Origin of the sequence: Chryseobacterium sp., from assembly GCF_019236175.1 — a bacterium.
Classification (GTDB): Bacteria; Bacteroidota; Bacteroidia; order Flavobacteriales; family Weeksellaceae; genus Chryseobacterium.
In genome coordinates this window covers 132,909-153,446 of record NZ_JAFAJM010000013.1, presented here as the reverse complement: position 1 = coordinate 153,446, position 20,538 = coordinate 132,909, and the positions used below count along the sequence as shown (strand labels likewise).

General features: G+C 36.6%; 18 protein-coding genes. 10 read left to right on the top strand and 8 right to left on the bottom strand.

What is annotated here, in order from left to right; all coding sequences use genetic code 11:
- Positions 1-56: 56 nt before the first annotated feature.
- The 5 genes from ccsA to JO178_RS10745 all read right to left on the bottom strand — a co-directional run bounded on the left by ccsA (position 57) and on the right by JO178_RS10745 (position 7,366).
- Positions 57-3,311 carry a cytochrome c biogenesis protein CcsA gene (gene ccsA, locus JO178_RS10765; protein WP_291935230.1) on the bottom strand — a complete coding sequence of 1,085 codons (3,255 nt, stop codon included), beginning with the start codon at positions 3,309-3,311 and terminating at the stop codon, positions 57-59.
- A 424-nt stretch (positions 3,312-3,735) separates the two neighbouring features.
- Entirely contained in the window at positions 3,736-4,317 is a 582-nt protein-coding gene (locus JO178_RS10760; RefSeq protein ID WP_291935227.1) for a Crp/Fnr family transcriptional regulator, read from the bottom strand.
- A 73-nt stretch (positions 4,318-4,390) separates the two neighbouring features.
- The gene (locus tag JO178_RS10755) at positions 4,391-5,035 is read right to left on the bottom strand and encodes a cysteine hydrolase family protein (RefSeq protein ID WP_291935225.1); all 645 of its coding nucleotides are present in this window, start codon (positions 5,033-5,035) and stop codon (positions 4,391-4,393) included.
- A 130-nt stretch (positions 5,036-5,165) separates the two neighbouring features.
- Positions 5,166-5,666: a hypothetical protein gene (locus tag JO178_RS10750; RefSeq protein ID WP_291935223.1), complete on the bottom strand. Its 501-nt coding sequence runs from the start codon at positions 5,664-5,666 to the stop codon at positions 5,166-5,168.
- An 11-nt stretch (positions 5,667-5,677) separates the two neighbouring features.
- Complete coding sequence (locus JO178_RS10745; RefSeq protein WP_291935222.1) at positions 5,678-7,366, bottom strand: hypothetical protein; 1,689 nt, start codon at positions 7,364-7,366, stop codon at positions 5,678-5,680.
- A 619-nt stretch (positions 7,367-7,985) separates the two neighbouring features.
- Here JO178_RS10745 and JO178_RS10740 point away from each other — a divergent pair.
- From JO178_RS10740 to JO178_RS10720, 5 genes are all read left to right on the top strand, one after another.
- Positions 7,986-10,568, top strand: coding sequence for a DNA translocase FtsK (locus JO178_RS10740; RefSeq protein ID WP_291935220.1), 2,583 nt, complete (start codon positions 7,986-7,988; stop codon positions 10,566-10,568).
- Positions 10,569-10,637: 69 nt separating this feature from the next.
- Complete coding sequence (locus JO178_RS10735; protein WP_291935218.1) at positions 10,638-11,285, top strand: outer membrane lipoprotein carrier protein LolA; 648 nt, start codon at positions 10,638-10,640, stop codon at positions 11,283-11,285.
- A 110-nt stretch (positions 11,286-11,395) separates the two neighbouring features.
- A complete protein-coding gene (locus tag JO178_RS10730; protein ID WP_291935216.1) occupies positions 11,396-12,853 on the top strand; it encodes an LptF/LptG family permease in 1,458 nt (485 codons plus the stop codon).
- A 148-nt stretch (positions 12,854-13,001) separates the two neighbouring features.
- A complete protein-coding gene (locus tag JO178_RS10725; protein WP_291935214.1) occupies positions 13,002-13,793 on the top strand; it encodes a hypothetical protein in 792 nt (263 codons plus the stop codon).
- Between the two features lie 61 nt (positions 13,794-13,854).
- Positions 13,855-14,496 carry a hypothetical protein gene (locus JO178_RS10720; RefSeq protein ID WP_291935212.1) on the top strand — a complete coding sequence of 214 codons (642 nt, stop codon included), beginning with the start codon at positions 13,855-13,857 and terminating at the stop codon, positions 14,494-14,496.
- 61 nt (positions 14,497-14,557) lie between these two features.
- Here the strand turns inward: JO178_RS10720 and JO178_RS10715 are convergent, their stop codons facing one another.
- From JO178_RS10715 to pyrH, 3 genes are all read right to left on the bottom strand, one after another.
- Positions 14,558-15,619 carry a ketoacyl-ACP synthase III gene (locus tag JO178_RS10715; RefSeq protein WP_291935210.1) on the bottom strand — a complete coding sequence of 354 codons (1,062 nt, stop codon included), beginning with the start codon at positions 15,617-15,619 and terminating at the stop codon, positions 14,558-14,560.
- 251 nt (positions 15,620-15,870) lie between these two features.
- Entirely contained in the window at positions 15,871-16,425 is a 555-nt protein-coding gene (gene frr / locus JO178_RS10710) for a ribosome recycling factor (RefSeq protein WP_291935208.1), read from the bottom strand.
- Between the two features lie 109 nt (positions 16,426-16,534).
- Positions 16,535-17,242 (bottom strand): UMP kinase, encoded by a 708-nt coding sequence (pyrH, locus tag JO178_RS10705; protein WP_291935207.1) that lies wholly within the window; start codon positions 17,240-17,242, stop codon positions 16,535-16,537.
- A 167-nt stretch (positions 17,243-17,409) separates the two neighbouring features.
- On the opposite strand from pyrH, the gene porQ reads away from it, so the two are divergent.
- From porQ to JO178_RS10680, 5 genes are all read left to right on the top strand, one after another.
- Positions 17,410-18,402, top strand: a complete 993-nt coding sequence (gene porQ / locus JO178_RS10700; protein WP_291935205.1) for a type IX secretion system protein PorQ — start codon at positions 17,410-17,412, stop codon at positions 18,400-18,402.
- 61 nt (positions 18,403-18,463) lie between these two features.
- Entirely contained in the window at positions 18,464-19,138 is a 675-nt protein-coding gene (gene cmk / locus JO178_RS10695) for a (d)CMP kinase (protein ID WP_291935203.1), read from the top strand.
- Positions 19,139-19,234: 96 nt separating this feature from the next.
- On the top strand, positions 19,235-19,585 hold the full coding sequence (locus JO178_RS10690; protein WP_291935201.1) for a YtxH domain-containing protein: 351 nt from the start codon (positions 19,235-19,237) through the stop codon (positions 19,583-19,585).
- Between the two features lie 80 nt (positions 19,586-19,665).
- Positions 19,666-19,974 (top strand): phage holin family protein, encoded by a 309-nt coding sequence (locus JO178_RS10685; RefSeq protein ID WP_047496002.1) that lies wholly within the window; start codon positions 19,666-19,668, stop codon positions 19,972-19,974.
- Positions 19,975-19,977: 3 nt separating this feature from the next.
- Positions 19,978-20,475 carry a phosphoribosyl-ATP pyrophosphatase gene (locus tag JO178_RS10680; protein ID WP_291935195.1) on the top strand — a complete coding sequence of 166 codons (498 nt, stop codon included), beginning with the start codon at positions 19,978-19,980 and terminating at the stop codon, positions 20,473-20,475.
- Positions 20,476-20,538 lie beyond the last annotated feature (63 nt).

Genomic DNA, 20,538 nt, shown 5'->3' with positions numbered 1-20,538 from the left:
CAAAAAAAAATCCCGGAAATTTAATTCCGGGATTTAGATGTATGCAGGTTTTCCTTTTATTTCTTTGTTAATACTTTAAACTTAAAATAAGAAACGGCTGAAAGAGCAATCATGGTTGCGATTCCGATGTATACCCAAGCCGGTACAGGTACCGGATCTCCAGCAGCATAAGAGTGAAGACCGCTCAGATAGTAATTAACCCCAAAATAAGTCATTACCATTGAACAGAACGCAAACATAGTTGCCACATGGAATGCCCATCTGCTTCTTAATCCGGGAACCAGTCTCATGTGAAGTACAAAAGCATATACCATAATGGAAATGAAAGCCCAGGTTTCTTTCGGGTCCCAGCTCCAGTATCTTCCCCAGGATTCATTAGCCCAGATCCCTCCTAAGAAGTTTCCTACTGTTAAAGCAAAAAGACCAATAGTTAATGACATTTCAGAAACGATAACCAATTCTTTCAATGTCGTATCATGATGAATTTTATAGGTTTCTTTATTGGAAATAATATAAAATACCAGTGAAAGTACTGCAATAATCATAGACAGGGCAAAGAAACCATAACTTGAAGTAATGATGGCTACGTGAACAATCAGCCAGTAAGATTTCAATACAGGAACAAGGGGTGTAATCTGCGGATCAAGTGCAGATCCTCCGTGTGCAAATCCCATCATGATAACAGCTACCATAAATCCTGCTGCAGGAATTAATGCATTAGAGTTTCTGTAAAGCAATAGTCCTGCAGTGATCCCTACCCATGAAATAAAGATAATCGCCTCATATCCGTTACTCCAAGGTGCGTGCCCTGAAATATACCATCTTGCCACAAGACCCAGGAAATGGAACAGATATCCTACCACTCCAAGAATGATAATAGCTTTAATCACTTTATTTAAAACTTTCTTAGGTTTGAATAATTCAACAAAACCTAAAATTAAAAGAAGACCACCGATAATGGTATAGAAAATAAGCAACTTGAAGTTAATATTCACCTTATTCATGAATACTTCAAGATCTACTTTAGATTTTGCAGGAACTACTGCTTTCCCCCATTTCTGTTGGTAATCCGAAAGTTTTGTCAATTCTGTATCTGCTTTGTTCCAGTCACCTGTTTTCTGTGCGGTAAGCGCTTCTGCAAAATAAGGTCCCATTACCTGCTGAGATTCCATGTCCGGTTCAAATTTCTGATCCAGCCATGAATGCCAAGTATGGTTAGCATCATTCTTTACAGGAACTATTCTCATAAACTGTCCGCTGAAAAACTCATTAAAGATCTGTACTCTCTCGTTTACAGCAATTACTTCTTTGTCATAATTGGTCTGTTCTGCCGGTTTTTTACGGAATGCCGTATTATAGTCATGTTCCAGAATATAAGTCAGGTTACCGTTTGCATCTGCAGGGAAAAGGTTCATTAATGAAGTGTATCCGTCTTCATCTGCCTTTGTTTTATTTTTCAGTTCATCTCCACCCTTTGGCCCTACTTTGATGATAGGAACCATTGTCCAGCTCGGAGTATCGGTATTGATAGAAAGGAACCATTGGTTAGCCGTAAGGTATTTTCCGTCTGTTCCTTTAAACTCATCTTTTTTGTATAATTTTCTTAAAATATCTAGTGCTTCTGTATTGATAGGAACAATTCTTCCTTCAAAGTTCTGAACCAGAAGATACCCGAATTTATCTGCATGTTCTTTGCTGATTTTGTTTCTTGCAATAATTTCATCAGGAGAGATTGTTCTCATTTTACCCATTGGCGTAGCTAATGAATTCTGCTTTGGTGCTGCACCATCCAGCGGCTGGGCATGCATATGATTTTCACCTTCTACATGTACATGTTCCCTGCTTCCGTCGGTTGTTCCGTGGGTTTCAATTTTTTGTGCATTTAAACCTAAACTTAAAAACACTAATAATATTGCAGCTGCTTTCTTTTTGCTTACATCTGTCAGCATCTTATTCAGCTTCCAGAAGTGAGTTCCCTTCCAGAAGAAGATCACAAACATTCCTAAGAATAGGAGTCCATATCCGATATAAGAAATCAGAGTTCCCCAGTAATCATGGTTTACAGAAAGCACGGTGCCCATTCTATCCGGATCAAAACTTGACTGGAAAAAACGGTATCCTTTATGATTAAGAACGTGGTTCATATAGATTTTATATGGTGTTTGCTTGCCTTCATCAATGATTTTCACATGACTTTCATAGGCACTTGGAGATGAACTCCCCGGGTAAGTTTCCATTACAAAATCATCCAGTTTCAATGCAAAAGGAGTATTGTAGACCTTAGGCCCGAATCCCACCATGATATTTAAACCATCCATGGTAACCTGTTTGTAAGCATTGGGATTTCCTTTTTCAACAGAAAGGTCAACCAGTTGCTTTGTTTTTGGCCCCTGCAATTCGATCTGAAGCATATCAGGAACGTTTGCATCTTTTTTTCGGTCTCCCTCAATAGCCATCAGTCTTCCTTTTTTAAGCCCTTCAGGAACTACAAGTTTTAGTTCATTGATAGTATATAAACTTCTCAATGCCAAAGGCTGGAATTCATCTTTCGTTGTATTTCCGGTAGCCTGAGTAGCCATCGTCATATAACTTGCATCAACAGGTGTTTTGATGAAGAGTTTCCCCCCTTCATTTTTAAATTCAACAGCTCCTTCAATGGCTCTGTTGAACGTAACCAAAGTTCCGTTGATGGATTTTGTTTCGCCTGGTTTGATGTAAATGTTTTGTCTTCCTGTATTTCCGGTAGAAACCAAATGAAGATACTCTGCACCGTTCGGTTCAGCCACTAAGCTGTCTTTTTTTCTCTGAATGTATTCCTTTGCAGACACTTTCACTTCTTTTCCGTGGAAGTCATACGCTGCATTGAAATCTTTGTGTAGCGGAGACATCAGATAAGGGACATCCTGATAATTAAGAACATCTCCTTTTTCTTCGATCTGGATTTTAAAGAAATTTTTATCCGTTACGATTTCATTGGAGGTCTCTCCTTCCCTGATGTGCATGGTACCTTCGAAACTGATGTATCTGGTAATGGCACCGCCCATAAAAATAAATACAAAGGCAAGGTGGAATACTAAAACCGGCCACTTATCTTTTTTCCAAAGTCTATATCTTCCGATATTTCCTATGAAGTTGAGAATGAGCAGCACCATGATCAGTTCGAACCATTTGGCCTCATAAATTAATGCTTTGGCTGTAGGAGTTCCGTAGTCGTTTTCTAAGAACGTTGCATAAGCCATTGCGAATGCATACACCAGCAACAATACAGCCATTGTCCTGGTTGAGATAAGAATATCTTGGAGCTTCTTCATGATTTATATACTTGACATGCAAAAATAAGGATGATAAACTATAAAGGAGGTAAAAAAAGCTGTTTTTTGTCATTTTGGAACAGGTTTTGCTTATTTTGAACCATTCTTAATAACATTAAAAAAACTAAGAAAAATTCAATTTTTAAAACCAAAAAGAAACAGATTTATTCTAACTATCCGAATGATCGAGGACCTCTATTCTTTAGACTGATCAGCCATATTTAAATCCCTAAAAATAAACGCATTATATATCTGCTATTGATTTCCGGATTTCAAAATCATACATCCTGTTTTATTTTCAAACCAGAAACAATCATTATTCATAACAGAATTGAGAATAATAAGAAGAAGAAAACTTTATATTTTTTATCCATTTACTGATCATTCCCATTCACCAATAAACATTTCAAACAACATTCTAATTTTATTTACCCAAAGCCATTTTTTTTCTGATCTTACTCAAAAACTCATGGGTAATTCCCAAATAAGAAGCTACCTGCTGTTGGGTCAGCTTCTGTTCCAGCCCGGGATATTTTTCAAGAAATTCAAGATATCGCTGATCTGCTGTTTTTCCGGTTAAAGAAAAAATTCTTCGCTGTAAAGCCACTGAGGACTGCTGATTCATCATCCTGAATAATTTTTCTACCTTTGGCATTGTCTCATACAAATAATCTTTATCTTTTTTAGAAACCATCAGCACTTCACTTTCTTCCAGAGCTTCAATATTCAGAATACTTGGTACGTGATTAATCAGGCTGTCTATATCCGTAATCCACCACCCTTCAACAGCGAAGTATAAAGTCTGTTCAAAACCGTTTTCATTCAGGTAGTATATTTTAAAGCAACCCTTCGTTACAAAGCCTTCAAAAAGGCAATAATCGCCTTCGCGGAGAACCATTTCTTTCTTTTTAAATTTCCTTAACTGGAAAGGGTTGGCAAACCGACCGAATTCTTCTTTGGTAAATTGAGTATACCTGCTGATATTTTGATAAAGTAAGTTGAACATCTGTTCCTGGGTTTAAAAAATAAAGGTACCCATATTAATGATACCTTTATTAGTGATTGATTAACTTATTCTTTTATTTATCGTTTATAAAATCTTTTGTATTAATAATACGGGCATACAGATTCCCCAGCGCAGAAATTCCTGCGAGAAAAGATTGTTGTACTTCCGCAGCCTTTACTATCTGACCGTTCAGCTCCCGGTCTTTTGTAGCCGTGGCATCTCCGATAATAGTATTGGTAAATCCGAAATCAAAAGCCGCTCTTGTTGTAGATTCCACGCAGACATCCGTCATCATTCCTGTTATCACCAGATTTTTAATTTTTTCAGACTGAAGATATTCCAGAAGTTTTGTTTCCCTGAAACTGTTAGGAAAATGCTTTACGATTATTTTTTCACCCGCCAACGGTGAAACTCTTGAATTGATTGCAGCTCCCGGTGTATCCGGCAGGAAGAAAGCAGCTCCTTCATGGGCTGAAACATGCATAATATGAACCACCGGAAGTCTTTTTTTTCTAAAATACTCCAATATCCTTTTTGTATTTTCACCAGCCTGATCTGCGCTGTCTAATGTCATTTTTCCTCCGGGAAAATAATCGTTCTGTACGTCAATAATTAATAATGCTGTGTTTTCCATTTTCGTTTTTTGTTGTGCTTTAACCGATTGTTGTAAAAGTATCATCAGGCATAAAACCAGAATCCTTTTGAACCTATCTTTCATTTTTAAAATTTTATAAAACAAAATTATAACAGCGGAAGTTCATCACCTTTGAACTAGTTCAAAAAAGATTAATACAAAAATAGCCGGAAGACATTCTTCCGGCCTGTACCATTTTATAAATAATGATTAATTATTTCCAGTAACTCCATTTCAGCCCGTCAAATACAGCCATAGTTTTACTTACCGTATCATAACAAACCATACCGGGATAAGGACTTTTTACATTAAGATGCGGAGAAGCCACTTTAGGAAGAACGAGTGCTTTATTGGATGATTCCAGAACCAGTACTCCGGGAGCAGTGGTTGTACCCGACCCCATAATCACCCTGTTCTGCCCCGGAATCTCTGAGCCCGTATTGAAACTTACCCCGGCTACAGAACCTGCATCACTTAACGGAACCCATACAGATTCCACATTCATTTTTAAAATGTTATCATTTTTATCCATCAGAAGTGTTCCGCTGACTGCATTTACAGGAAGTGTTTCCACAATCGGCAATAGGATGCCTTTTGTCGTATTAGCAGGAAAATCCAAAAGGGCGTCTCCGTCCGCCTGAGCTTTCTCAATAGCGATCTGAGCAGAAGCGAATCCTGCAGAACACAATATTATTATTGCTATTATTTTTTTCATTTTTTATCTTTTTAATCATTACAGGATCTGACAATACAATTCCAGTCTGTGCCGTTATAAAGTTTAAAACACTTATCCGCAGTATCATAAATCAGCATACCTTCCACCGGTAAAGCAATGCTTGCCGAAGTCGTTCTGGTGACTACCATTCCTTTATCTTTGGATTCAAGTGCCAGAAAGCCGTTAGGAACATTTCCCGGCCAGTTATTCTGTGGACTGGTATATCCTGTAATTCCCATTTTTGTTAAGGCATCCGGAGTTCCCGTTGCCGGATCTTTAGTACAATAGGTCTGAACATTCGTTCCGAAGGTAAAATACTTATTCCCCGGGAATGAATATCTGAATACAGCTTTACCTCCTGAGAAAGTAACAGCAGGAACAACCTGGACATTTTGTGTAAACCCGCTGTCATCCGCAATGATCATATTGATTTTATCCGTTACCGCAATACTGCTGTAACCTGAAAGATCTGCCTGAAGCCATGTAGCTCCTGTATCTTTTGTCCTCTGGGCCAGCCACGTCCTCTGGATCCTTTTCCCGGAAGAGTTCCCAAAGTTGACAAGCGATAATGCCTGATTATTATTATCTCCTGCTATCAGAAACGTTTTGTCCTGAAGAAAAGTTGCCCTGGCCGGATCTGCATTCGCTGAAATAAAATCATTAGTAGTAGCCAGTGTAAGGATGATATTATTTTCTGCATTGATGCTGTTACTTACCATTTGATTTAAAACAGACATATCATCTTTTGCCAAACCGAATACATTATTATTAAAAGCAGTATTCACACCGGAATCCCATGTAACAGTCTCATCTGATCCCAAATAATTTTGCGGTTGCTCTAAAGTTACCCCATATTTGACAGCAAGATAAGAATTAACCCTCTGTCTTTCTGCAGGAGTCTGAGTACCCGAATATAATATAAACTCTCCTATTCTGTCTCCCGCCAATGATGTACTTCCGCTTCCGCCGTCATTATCCATTAAAAGAACCAGTCCCGGATAATTACTCGCAGAGGAAACATTGTTTGAAGGCTGTCCGAAAGCCAGTCCATTATTATCGAAGTAATAATTCATATTGGCTCCGGAAAGACTGTTATAATAGGATTGTATACTGGGAACATTACTTCCAACAGTAGGAATGGTATTGGTACCAAAGAAAACATCACCGGACTCTTTTTCATTATAAAATTCCGGACGGGTATTCTGGGTTCCAAAAAACGGAGACTGCCACACTCCGGCTACCACTCCCGTATTCGAGTTTCTGGTGATTCCATTCATCACGAATACCGTTCTGTACACGGAAGAAACCGTTCTTGAAAGATGAGTATACGAAGTAAGTGCATTGGTCGTATTATCCGGGAAGCCTGACGGAAATTTATATCCGGCTCTGTATCCGTTTGTACTTACAATCTGAATAGCGGGATTAAAATTAAAACTGGGAATAGAGGTCGCGGTACGATAAACAGGTCTTGCCCCTGCTCCCGGATCTGCATAATAACCGGGCATTCCCTGATTGGCAATTCCGTTTACGCCGCCTGTTTTTTGATTTTCCCAAATGGAAACCTGTGTATTATCTGTTGTTGTCCCTGTACCCGTATCTGCCTTAACCCATATTTGCAGATTCGTAGAAACACCTCCCGGAGATTGCCCCCATAAAGTACAGCTGCCCAACAAGAATACAAAGAATAACTGCTTTCTCATTGATGTATTTTAAATGTTTTTTGTCTATGTTGTAAAACCGGCCAATCACTACAGATAAGCCAATTAACAGGAATAAGTGGAATATGGAAAACAGTTAAAAAAGTAAAAGCCACACAAGACTTTTATTTTTATATCTCTCTGTATAATAAATCGTAATATCCGTTAAAATACTAAAATACTATACAGTAGACAGTGCTCTATCTTTTGATACAGACTACAAATGTAAGATATATTTTTTCAATAAAATAATAAACATTTGTTTAAATTTATTAATATTATTCATTTTAAAATTAAAAAAAATATAGTTTAAGCAATAAAAACCCCTATAGATATTTTATAATATAAACCGTTGATTTTTTTATAATTGATTTTTTTCGCATATACATCTTTAATAGCAGAAATATATTAGCTTTTAAATCAATTAGTATAATTTAACAGGTCTGTATTTGGATAAACAAAAAAAATAACCTTACTTTTATTTCACCCAATAATAGGAACAAAAAATATTCTTTAATCAATTTTAAATAATCGTAGGAAAAATAGGGATTTGCAAAATGTTTTTTGGAGAAAAAAGATTCTTTTAGTATTGAAAAAACATTAAATTTGCCACATTGATATTATGGACAAAAAGACACAAAAAAAACAGACTGAATCGCCTGATAAAGGCAGAATTTTATCAAAGCCACGTATATTTTTCGGGCTTAGTTTTATACTTTTTTCTGCGGTACTTGCTTTTTCATTCATTTCTTATTTAATGAACTGGAAATCGGATCAAAGCCAGGCGGGAACCATGCTTGATAAAAGTATAAAATCTTCCAATATTTTTGGTAAAGCCGGTGACTGGCTGGGAAATATTTTCATTTTTGAAAGTATCGGCATCGCCTCATTTATCATTGCCTTTTTATTTCTTGTTGTCGGAACCCTGATTCTTAAAAAGAGAATTTTTAAACCGTGGAAAACAATCGGTCATTCTTTATTTTTTATTTGCTGGGTGCCTATTTTTATGGGAGCGCTTACAAAAGGACAAGGTGTACTGGGAGGAGTATACGGCTTTCAGATTATGGATTACCTTAATTCCATTATCGGAACGGTAGGTTTATGGACGGTACTGGCAGCAAGTATTCTGCTCTATTTCATCCTTGAATTCAATCTTCGCCCCAGCTCTATTAAAGCCAAGCTGAATACAATCAATGAAAACACGATCGGAAAAGTAAAATCCATGATGCCTGATTCTGATGAAGATTTTGAAGCCGATGAAGAGTTAAAAGAAGAAGCCGAAGAAACTGAGGCAGAAATTGCACCCAATGTTAAGGTAAGTGAAATGGTCTCTCCTTCTTCGCCCGGTATTTCTATCAATAAAGCTCAAGAACAGGAACCCGTTAGTCTGCCGAAAGGATTTCCGGAAGTTCCGGTTTCTACAGATATAGAAACGATTGTTACTCCTAACCACACTTCTTTTGATGATGAAATAAAAGAGGTTTCCCAATCCATGAGCTTAAACCTTAGCACAAAACCTATTATTCCGGTTTCCAGTCCTGAGGAAGCTTTTGATATCAGACCTTCCACACCAGCTCCGGTACAAACATCAGCTCCTGCACAGGAAAATATTAAATTCAATGTAGAGGTAGCCCCCGTTATCGATGTTCTGGATGATTCTGATAAAAAATCTCAGGAACTCGTTGAAAAACATGGTTTGTATGACCACAAACTGGATCTTGCCAACTTCCATATGCCGCCCGTTGATTTACTGAAAGACTATGGTAATGAGGAAATCTCCATTAACAAAGAAGAGCTGGAAGAAAATAAGAATAAAATCGTAGGACTTTTAAAAAATTTCAATGTAGGAATCGCAGAAATCAAGGCCACCATCGGGCCTACAGTTACTTTATATGAAATTGTACCTGAAGCCGGAATCAGGGTTGCTGCCATCAAGAAATTACAGGATGACATTGCATTAAACCTTTCAGCTTTAGGAATCAGGATTATTGCACCAATGCCCGGAAAAGGAACCATCGGGATTGAAGTACCAAGAAAAAATCCTACCATGGTTTCCATGCGTTCTGTCATTGCATCTCAGAAATTCCAGAATACGGACATGGATCTTCCCGTAGTTTTTGGAAAAACCATTTCTAATGAAATTTTCATGGCTGACCTTGCAAAAATGCCACACTTACTGATGGCAGGAGCAACTGGTCAGGGTAAATCCGTAGGGATTAATGCTATCCTTACGTCTCTTCTTTACAAAAAACACCCAAGTGAGCTGAAGTTTGTAATGGTAGACCCTAAAAAGGTAGAACTTTCATTGTATTCAAAAATTGAAAGACATTATCTTGCCAAACTTCCGGATGCTGAAGAAGCCATCATCACAGATACCAATAAAGTAATCAATACGCTTAATTCTTTATGTATTGAAATGGATACCAGATATGATCTTCTTAAAAATGCATTCTGTAAAAACCTTAAAGAATACAATAAGAAGTTTGCCGAAAGAAAACTAAATCCTGAAAACGGACATCGTTTTTTACCTTATATCGTTTTGGTAGTAGATGAGTTTGCAGATCTGATTATGACTGCAGGAAAAGAGGTTGAGTTACCGATTGCCCGACTGGCACAGCTTGCAAGAGCCGTAGGTATTCACTTAATTGTTGCCACGCAAAGACCTTCAGTAAATGTAATTACAGGTATGATTAAAGCTAACTTCCCTGCAAGAGCAGCCTTCAGAGTAATCTCAAGTGTGGACTCAAGAACTATTCTGGATTCCCCGGGGGCCGATCAGCTGATTGGTAAAGGAGATATGCTTTATTTCAACGGTAATGAAATCCTTCGACTTCAGTGTGCCTTCGTAGATACTCCGGAAGTAGAAAGAATTGCAGAATTCATCGGAGAGCAAAAAGGATATGCATCAGCCTTCCTGCTTCCTGAATTTGTTTCTGAAGATTCCACAAGTACTGTAGGAGCCTTTGATCCTAATGAAAAAGATGCCTTATTTGAAGAAGCTGCAAGAATTATTGTTTCTACACAGCAGGGGTCTACTTCAATGCTTCAGAGACAATTGAAATTAGGCTATAACAGAGCCGGAAGAATTATGGATCAACTGGAAGCAAGTGGTATTGTAGGCGGATTTAACGGAGCTAAAGCCAGAGAAGTGATCATCAGTGATCTCCATTCTTTGGAACAGTTTTTGGAAGATTTACGTAGATAAGAGGAAAAAGGCGAAAAGCTTCACCTCTTTAGAGTTTGAAAATGTCTAAAAGATTATTAAATTAAAAAAATGAAAAATATTATTTCAAAAGTTATATTAGGAAGTTGTGTAGTAGGTGCAGTAGGTATGGCTAATGCTCAGAAGATAGATGCTAAGGCTAAAAAAATATTGGATGATATTACAGCCAACTACAATTCTAAAAAGAATTCTTACTTCAAATTTTCTTTTGGAAGTGGCCTTAATGAGCAGGTAACTAAAACCGAGCCCGGAATTTACTATTCTGCAGGAGATAAGTACAAACTGAAGATCATGGATACTGAACAGATCTTCGACGGAAACAAAATCTACAACATTAATGCAGATGATATGGAAGTCACCATTGCAAAACCTAACGGAAGCAGTGCCCTATTCTCCCCTATCAATTATCTTTCGACTTACAGAGACGATTATAATGTAACCTATAACGGAAAAAAAATGGTCAATGGAGTGAATGCTGATTTTATTAAACTTACTCCTGTAAAATCAAACGGAATAAAGTATGTTTACCTTTTTGTAGATTCAGCAAAGAAACAGATGGTAAAGCTTGAGCAGCACGGAAGTAACAAAGATGTGGCTGTTATTGCAATTAAAGAATACAAAGAAAACCAGAATCTGGATCCTAATATGTTTGTTTTTGACAAAAATAAATTTAAAAATTACGTAATTACAGAACTTTAAAAAGCTAGAAAACAAATTTATAAATGGATAATTTGTTGAAGTGAGTTAAAAAAATAACAAAATATAGAAGCCGCAAGTAAAATTTGCGGCTTTTTGATTAATTTTGGCGCATGTTAAAAATACTAGACCGATATATCATAAAAACCTTCTTTGGACCGTTTTTCTTTATATTCAGCGTATTGTTTTTCATCTTTATTGTAAACATTATCTGGGTTCAATTGGGGCAATTTATGGGGAAAGGATTAAGCTACTGGCAGATCCTGAAACTTCTTTTCTATCTTGGCGTAAGCGTTATCAGTATGGTACTGCCTCTAACAATCCTCCTGGCCAGTATTATGTCTTTCGGTGAATTTGGGGAAAGATATGAGCTCGCAGCAATGAAAGCAGCCGGAATTTCCTTAACCAGAGTAATGACTCCTCTTCTAGGAGTCGCCACCATATTGGCCATTATGCTGTTCTTCTTTTCCAATAATATCATTCCTGATTTTCAGAAAAAAGCCAAGAACATGCTTTTTAATATTGCACAGACCAAGCCTGCGCTCAACTTTACCCCGGGCCAGTTTATCGATCAGATACCCGGATATATGGTGAAATTTGACAAAATTTATGGTGAAAATGGTGAAAACATTGAAGGCGTTTTTGTTCACAGAAAGGCAAACACCTATGAAAATCAGCAATCGATCCTAGCAGAAAAAGGAAAATTTGTTCCTGCTGCCAATAAGAATTTCCTGAAGCTTGTTTTATATAACGGCTACGTATTTGAAGATAATTTTGCAGGTAAAGGAGAAAATGTAAGAATGAAGCAGCCGGATCAGGCTATTAAATTCGATACATTAGTTTCTCATTTTGATATTAGTGAGATCATCAATCAGGCTATCGAAAAAGAACAGATTACAGATGATTACCGTTTCCAGACTTATGGACAACTGAACGAAACAATAGCAAAAAGCAAAAAGGAAAATCAAAAGTTTTTTGATAATGTAGGAATGGATGTACTGAGCCAGACCAATTCGGTAGTTGCCTATATGGATAAAGGAAACAAACACAAAGTTGTTCCCAAATCCCAAATCAAACTGGATACTGTAAAAGGTAATAAAAAGCTTGAACTTATTTATAACTCTTACAACAGACTGGACAATCTGAAAACATCACTGGAAGATAAAAAGAACGAGTTCAGCACCAATGTAAAATATTTCAGTAAGGTGGTTATTTATCAGCAAAGAATTGTCTCTTATTCTGTAACCTGTATTATCTTTTTCCTGATTGGAGCCAGCTTAGGATCCATTATCAGAAAGGGAGGTATGGGACTTCCGGTAATCATCGCGATTGTTATTTTCATTATCTTCTACGTCATGAACGTGGGGGTAGAAAATATGTCATGGAGTGGTAAAATGAACCCTTATTTAGCGGCATGGCTGCCTAATTTCATTCTCTTACCTTTCGGAGTCTGGATGACCTACAAAGCCCTTACCGATTCTCAGTTGTTTGATGCAGAGAAATACAAAGCTTTATTTAAGCCTATCACTAGAAGATTTGCAAAAAGTAAAGAACATCAGAGATATCAGTAATTTTAATTGCAAGTGTAAAACTTTTAAGAATACAATTTAAGGCCCGGAAAATCCGGGTCTTTTTTTATTGTTGACATTTGTGAGAGTCTGTTTTATTTCACTGCAAAGTATAAAAGATTATATTTACAAAAAATAAAACTATAATTACATGAAGAAAGTATTCTTATTGAGTGTATTCACACTCATTTCTTTTAATGCTTACGCTCAGGAAGACAATACCGATTACGAATTAAAACCCAATGAAAAATACGGTTTTATTGTTGATAAAAACGGAAAAAAAACTGAAGGTATCGTAAGACTGAACGGAGATGCCATAAATCCCTGGAGTAATCAGAAGAAAGTAAAATTTGTCGCTGTCACTGACATTGACAAGTCTAAAAAGAAACAAAAATTCAAAACCCTGGATCCGGATGATATCAAAGAATATATAGCCATTGACGACAGTGATAATGAGAGGCATTTCGAAGTGATTAAATATACCAACACCAAAGAAGGATTCAACACAGCCACCGGCGGACTGAGCGGTAATATTAAAGCATTTAACAATCTTACCAAGAGTAATCAGTTTGCGGAAGTTGTGACAAACGGAAAAATCAAGGTTTACAGACTCTATGGCTATCCTACCACTTTTTCTGCCGGAGGTCAGATTGCCGTAGCGGAAAAAGAAACGGAAAGAATGAGAAACAATCCCTCTTACCTGTATACCAAAAGAGGGAGCAAATTAGAAGAGTTAACCTTAGCCAAAGCGAAAATAATTATTGCCGACTGTCCTTATGCAAAAGGGAAATTAACCAGCGGTTCATATGCATCGTTGAAAAATGATGAAAAGAAAAGATCAGGTTTGAGAAAATTCATCAAAAATCAGATTGATGATGTGATGTCCAATGTTCCGGAGATTGTGGAGGAAGTAATTATAGACTATAACGAAAACTGCAAATAAAATCTGAAGAAACCTTCATGGAAGTCTCCTCTTCAATGATCTCATTAAACCAAACTACTCTATGAAAATAAAATGTCTCACTTTTGTTCTGGTCTGCTTTATTGCCTGTAAAAATGATCAGAATAAGACAGGTTTACAATCATCACAGGTTTCTGCTGACAGCTCAATAGTCCGGAAGAATTCCGAAGCCGTTCCAAATGCCATTGAGGAAATCAAAAAAGAATACGCTATTCTTCACAGTCAGCTGGAAGCTAACAAATTTAAATCTTCAACATTTACCTACGATTGTGACAATGAAATCTCAGGAGAAATAAAATACTACTCAGATCAAAGTGAAATCAGGGTAATTGAACATTCTTATGCCGAACACGATCATTTTTCCGGCTCTGAAAGATATTTTATAAAAAACGGTAAAGTCTTTTTTATTTTTAAGGAAGACACAGAATGGAGTTTCGACGGAGGAACTCCTGAGAAGCCTATTACCCGAGACGATATTACCGAAAGAAGGGTTTATCTGCAAAACGGGCAGCCCATTAAATGCCTTGAAAAAAAATACAGCATACGATCAAATACCCCCACACCTCCTTCTCCGGATGGGATACCGGGAAAAGAAGTTATATGCAATACGACAGCATTAATGAAAACCTATCAGTCTCTAATCAATAATAAAAACCAGACTGGAGCTGTAAAAAAATGTCTGTAAAATATAAAAGAGGTTTCCCTAAGGAAGCCTCTTTTTATTTTAAGAAACCAGGTATATCTTTTTAAAACTGGTACACAAATGCATTGATATTCATACCGGCTCCCACGGAAGCAAATAACACGATATCATTTTTTTGGATCTCATGGTCTCCTAATTCGCCATTTAAAATCATCGCCAGTAAAGATGGAATTGTTGCCACACTGCTGTTTCCCAGTTTGTGAATCACCATAGGCATAATCTCCTTTGGCATCGGCGTCTGATATAGCTGGTAAAATCTGTTGACAATGGCTTCGTCCATTTTTTCATTTGCCTGATGAATAATGATTTTATTTAATTGTTCAATAGAATACCCACTGTCATCAAAACATTTTTTCATAGCTTCAGGTACATGGGAAAGGGCAAACTCATAGATTTTTCTGCCATCCATTTTAATATACCTTGTATTAGGACATTTCTCATTATTATAGGATTTTCCAAAATATAAATAATCCTTTTCTGTAAGGGTATAAGATGCAGATAAATGAGATTTTATACCGGAATCATCGTCTGTATTTATTTCTAAAACAGCAGCTCCTGCCCCATCAGCATAAATCATACTGTCTCTGTCATGAATGTCTACCACACGGGACAGAGTCTCGGCTCCTATCACCAGACAACGTTTCGCGATACCTGATTTAATAAAGGCATTGGCCTGTATGACAGCCTCAATCCATCCCGGGCATCCAAACAAAATATCATAAGCTACGCAGAAATTATTCCTGATCCCTAACAAATGTTTCACTCTTGCTGCAAGACTGGGCACCATATCAGACTGCACTGTTCCAAAACGGACATCACCAAAATTATGGGCAAAGATGATGTAATCTAAAGTTTCAGGATCTATTTCTGCATTTTCTATTGCTGCCTGAGCGGCAATGAATCCCAGATCTGAAGTCACCTGAGAACTGTCAGCATATCTTCTTTCTTCGATTCCTGTGATCTTTTTCAGTTTTTCAGAAATAGAGGCGTTATTATCTTTTAGCAGTATCCCTTCTTCATTAAGGAAAATGTGCTCATCGAAAAATAAATTGGTTATGGTCTCAGAAGGAATATAATTTCCTACACCGATAATTTTGGTCATCATCTTAATGTTCTTTTTATTTCCTGTTTTCTAGGAATAGTTTTATAAATATAATGGAGTAACGCTAATATATATCGATATATTATAGTCAATTCAATGATTATAGTAAAAATTTCAAATAAGTCACTCACTCCGTATTATTTCCCCCAATAGTACAGGCTTCCAAAAAAAGTAATCCACTGATAATCTGCCATATGAAGCAAAAAAAAAGAGATTTCTGTTGGAAATCTCTTTTTTATTTTTAAAACTGAAAATTACACTTTCATAATTTCAGCTTCTTTTGTTTTAAGATGCTCATCACAAAGTTTAACATACTTGTCTGTATAGGTCTGAATTTCTTCTTCAACTCCTTTTACGACATCCTCAGAAACACCATCTAATTTTTTAAGTTCTTTCAAACCGTCCTGTCTTGCGTTTCTTATGGTTACTTTAGTCTGTTCAGCTTCAACTTTAGCTTGTTTTGCCAGTTCTTTTCTTCTCTCCTCTGTTAGAGGCGGTACATTAAGAATGATATTTTCTCCGTTGTTAGAAGGTGCAAACCCTAAATTCGAATTGATGATTGCTTTTTCAATCGCATTGATTGCAGTTCTGTCCCAAGGTTGAATAGAAATCGTCATTGCATCCGGAACCGAAACATTGGCAACCTGGTTGATAGGAGTCGGAGCTCCATAATATTCCACCATTACATCCTGCACCATTGTTGTAGAAGCACGTCCTGCTCTAATTCTTTGAAATGCATGATCCAAATGCTTTACAGCCGCGTCCATGTCCTGCTTTACAGATTCTAATATAAGATCTAATTCTTCCATTATTATATGATAGTTTGATAAATTACACATTATGATAAATAACGACTGATAAACAGCAAAATAGACTAACAAACAGTATAACTCCTACCGTCTGCTATCCATCGCCTGATTACAAATCAACTAAAGTACCAACATTTTCTCCTTCTACGATTTTTTCTAAATTCCCATCCTTATTCATATCGAATACTATAATAGGTAATTTATTTTCGTGACTTAAAGTAAATGCAGTCATATCCATTACTTTAAGGTTTTTCTCAAATACTTCGTCGAAAGATAATGAATTATATTTTACGGCATCTGCATTCTTTTCAGGGTCACTGTCATAAATTCCGTCTACTCTTGTTCCTTTCAGGATCACATCAGCTCCGATTTCGATAGCTCTTAAAGTAGCTGCAGTATCCGTCGTAAAGTAAGGGTTTCCTGTTCCTGCTCCGAAAATCACCACTCTTCCTTTTTCAAGGTGTCTTACTGCTCTTCTTTTGATGAAAGGTTCAGCTACTTTATCCATTTCGATAGCAGACTGAAGTCTTGTTTTTATTCCTGCATCTTCCAACGCACCCTGCAATGCCATACCATTGATTACTGTAGCCAGCATTCCCATATAGTCACCCTGTACTCTGTCCATTCCTTTTGCAGCACCTGCAACACCACGGAAAATATTTCCTCCCCCAATTACAATCGCAACTTCACAACCTTTGTCTACTACCTTTTTGATTTCCCCGGCATATTCCTGCAGTCTTTCATTATCAATACCGTATTGTCTGTTTCCCATTAAGGCCTCACCACTCAGTTTCAGAAGGATTCTTTTATATTTCATCTTTTATTTTTAATAACGATTTACCGGAGTCGATTTCTCCAAATTTTGATTTTGCAAATATAATCATTAAAAATATTGGTAAAAGAAAAATATTTAATTAGAAATAATATCAGAAATATTTTGAAAAGTACGAAAAAGGATTATTTTTGCATTAATTATAAATTGAATTGAAGAAAATTATCATTTTTTCATTATTTCTATCAGGAATTGTTTCTTATGCGCAAACAGGAACAAATGTTTATCCGTTTTTAAATATACCTGTATCCGCAAGACAAGCTGCCCTTGGCGGCGATGCAATTTCCATCAGAGATCATGATGTTTCCTTTGCTATTGCAAACCCGGCCCTGTTAAACAAAGATTCTGATAAGCAGCTTTCTGTGAATGTTACTGCATATCTTGCCGATTCAAAATATGGTACCATAGCATATGCCAAAGATTTGGATAATGGCCATATGGTAACCATCAATGCAAGATATATGAGTTACGGAAGTATTCCGAGAACAGATGAAGCCGGCTTTGAAAATGGAGAATTCAAGGCTTCAGACGTTGCTGTCGGAGGAGGTTATGCCTACCAGTTTGAAGAGGACTGGACTATTGGCGGAGGAATCAATTTCATTACTTCAAAAATTGATAACTATACATCTTCTGCCCTATCAGGAACAGCAGGAATTACCTATCATAATAAAAAGAATAAAGAAGTACTTTCCCTTGTACTGAGAAACTTTGGGTTTCAGCTACAGTCATTTAATGGAGTGAAGGAAAATCTCCCGTTCAGAATAGATCTAGGATATACAAAAACATTAAAAAACTTTCCGCTTTCCATTACAGTCACAGCCCATGATTTACAACAATATAATATTTCTTCCGAATACAATCTCGACGGACAAAAAGTAAATGCAGGAAGAAAAATTGCTGATCACTTCTCTTTAGGTGCAGAATTATTCCCTGAAAAAAACTTCAATATAAGATTAGGGTATAATGTAAGAAGAGGAAATGAACTTGCTGTAACAGATCAGAGAAACTTTTCAGGCCTTTCGGCGGGATTTGGCGTTAAAGTTTCAAGATTCCGTATTGATTATGCCCATGTAAGATACCATAACTCCTCGAACGTCAATCAAATAGGGATTTCAGTGGACCTTTCCAGCCACAGAGGAGAGTAAAATAAATAAGAAATTTTCCGGCTTCTCTTGATTTTTAAGAAAAAATCTTGAAATTTGCAGTATGAAAAAACCTGTAATAGCGATCGATGGGTACTCGTCTACCGGAAAAAGTTCTATCTCCAAAGTCATTGCTGATAAATTAGGACTTATTCATATGGATACCGGTGCTCTTTACAGAGGTGTTACCTGGTATGCATTGCAATATTGTACAGATGAAAACGGCCAGATTGACCTGAATAAACTATTCTCTTCTTTAGACCAGATTGACCTTGAGTTTAAAAATAATGACGGAACACTTGTTCTTTTCCTGAACAATACGGATATCTCTAAAGAAATCCGTACTCAAAAAGTCTCAGACAATGTAAGTCTTGTAGCCAAGCAAAAAGAAATACGTGACTTTTTGCTGCAATCACAACGCTCTCTGGCAGAAAAAGGAGGCGTAATGATGGACGGACGTGACATAGGGACAGTAGTTCTGCCAAATGCTGACTATAAATTCTTTCTGACTGCCAGCATTGACGAGAGAACCAAAAGAAGATTCCTTGAGCTAAAAGGAATGGGAATTGAAGCCGATAAAGATCAGGTAAGACAAAATCTGATAGAAAGAGACAAAATCGATAGTGAGAGAGAAATAGCGCCATTAAAGCAGGCTGACGACGCTATCGTTATTGATAACTCTAATTTAACCAAAGAAGAAACGATAGAACTTATTCTATCATACATCCAAAAGATTTAACAATTTTTAATAGGCTCACAGCCTCCTTTGGTATACAAATTGTAAGTTTTATTACTATAAAAAACTAATCTATTACTAACTATTAAAAAACTTAAAATGTCTAAAAAAGGAAACAATACAGCAGGTATATTAGCGGGACTTCTTGCAGGTGCTGCAGCAGGTGTGATATTAGGAATGCTTTATGCGCCGGAAGAAGGAAAAGAAACAAGAAAGAAGATAAAGACTAAAGCAAACGATTTAAAAGATCAGGCTAAAAACAGATATGGAGAGGTTTCTGAAAAAGTAAAAGATCAATACAGTAATATTTCTTCTACTTTCAAAGAAACCGCTAACAACGTAGCACATACTATGAAAGACGGATATGATAAGTATAAAGATCAGATTGTTTCTAAAACAGCAGATGTTGTAAAAGATGTAGAAGCAGAACTTAACGATCTAAAAAAATAAGTAATTTATCTTTTTTAAGTAAATTACAGAAAGGAACTTTTGTGCGAAAGTTCCTTTTTTTGTAACTTTAAAAAAAAACAATGATAGAAACTATTAAAGAATATGCCTCAAAGAGAATAGATCTTCTGAAAATTGAAGCTACAGAAAAGTCTTCTCTTTCTGCCGGGCTCATTACATACTTTGTAGTACTGCTTGTTGCTTTTGCTTTTTTTATTATCCTTTTTAATTTTGGAATTGCATTTCTCATTGGCAAAGCATTGGATAATTATTCCTACGGATTCTTAATTGTTGCCGCATTTTATGCTCTGGTAATGGCTTTTGTCATTGCCTTCAAAAATAAAATTGTCAATACTGTTGCAGATCAGGTTATTAAATTTTTAAATCATTAAGCTATGGGCAGAAAATACGAAAGCATAGAAGAATTAAGAAGAAAGAAAAAACTGCTTCAGGCTGAAATAGGCGATCTTGAAAATCTTCTCACCTTCAAAAACACCAAAGAAAGTTTAAGCGCTTTTACCAATGGTCTATCCGATCAGTATCTTCAGGAAAAAGTAGATGAAGACGGAGATGAAAAAGTGGTTCTGAGAAAAGACGTGATCGCCAGACAGCTTACTTCAGAAGTAAAAGACCTTCTTATCAGTAAAAATACAGCTGTAGGACTAGCTAATACAGCCTTTAAAGGAAATATTACAGATGGTCTGATTAAACTGGGAGTTACCGCACTTGTTGGAAACTATGCTAAAAAGAACATGAAGAGTTCCAACTGGAAGAAAAAACTCATCGGAGCTGCTTTAGTATACCTCGCTCCTATTGCTTTAAAATATGTCAGAAAAAAAATGGAGGTATATCAGAAAAACAAAAGTGTGTCCAGCCTGGAACAGCTTATATAAAGGTCAGATAACACCGGATATCAGATTTCAGATATATTAGTCGGATGATCAATAGCTCTGAAA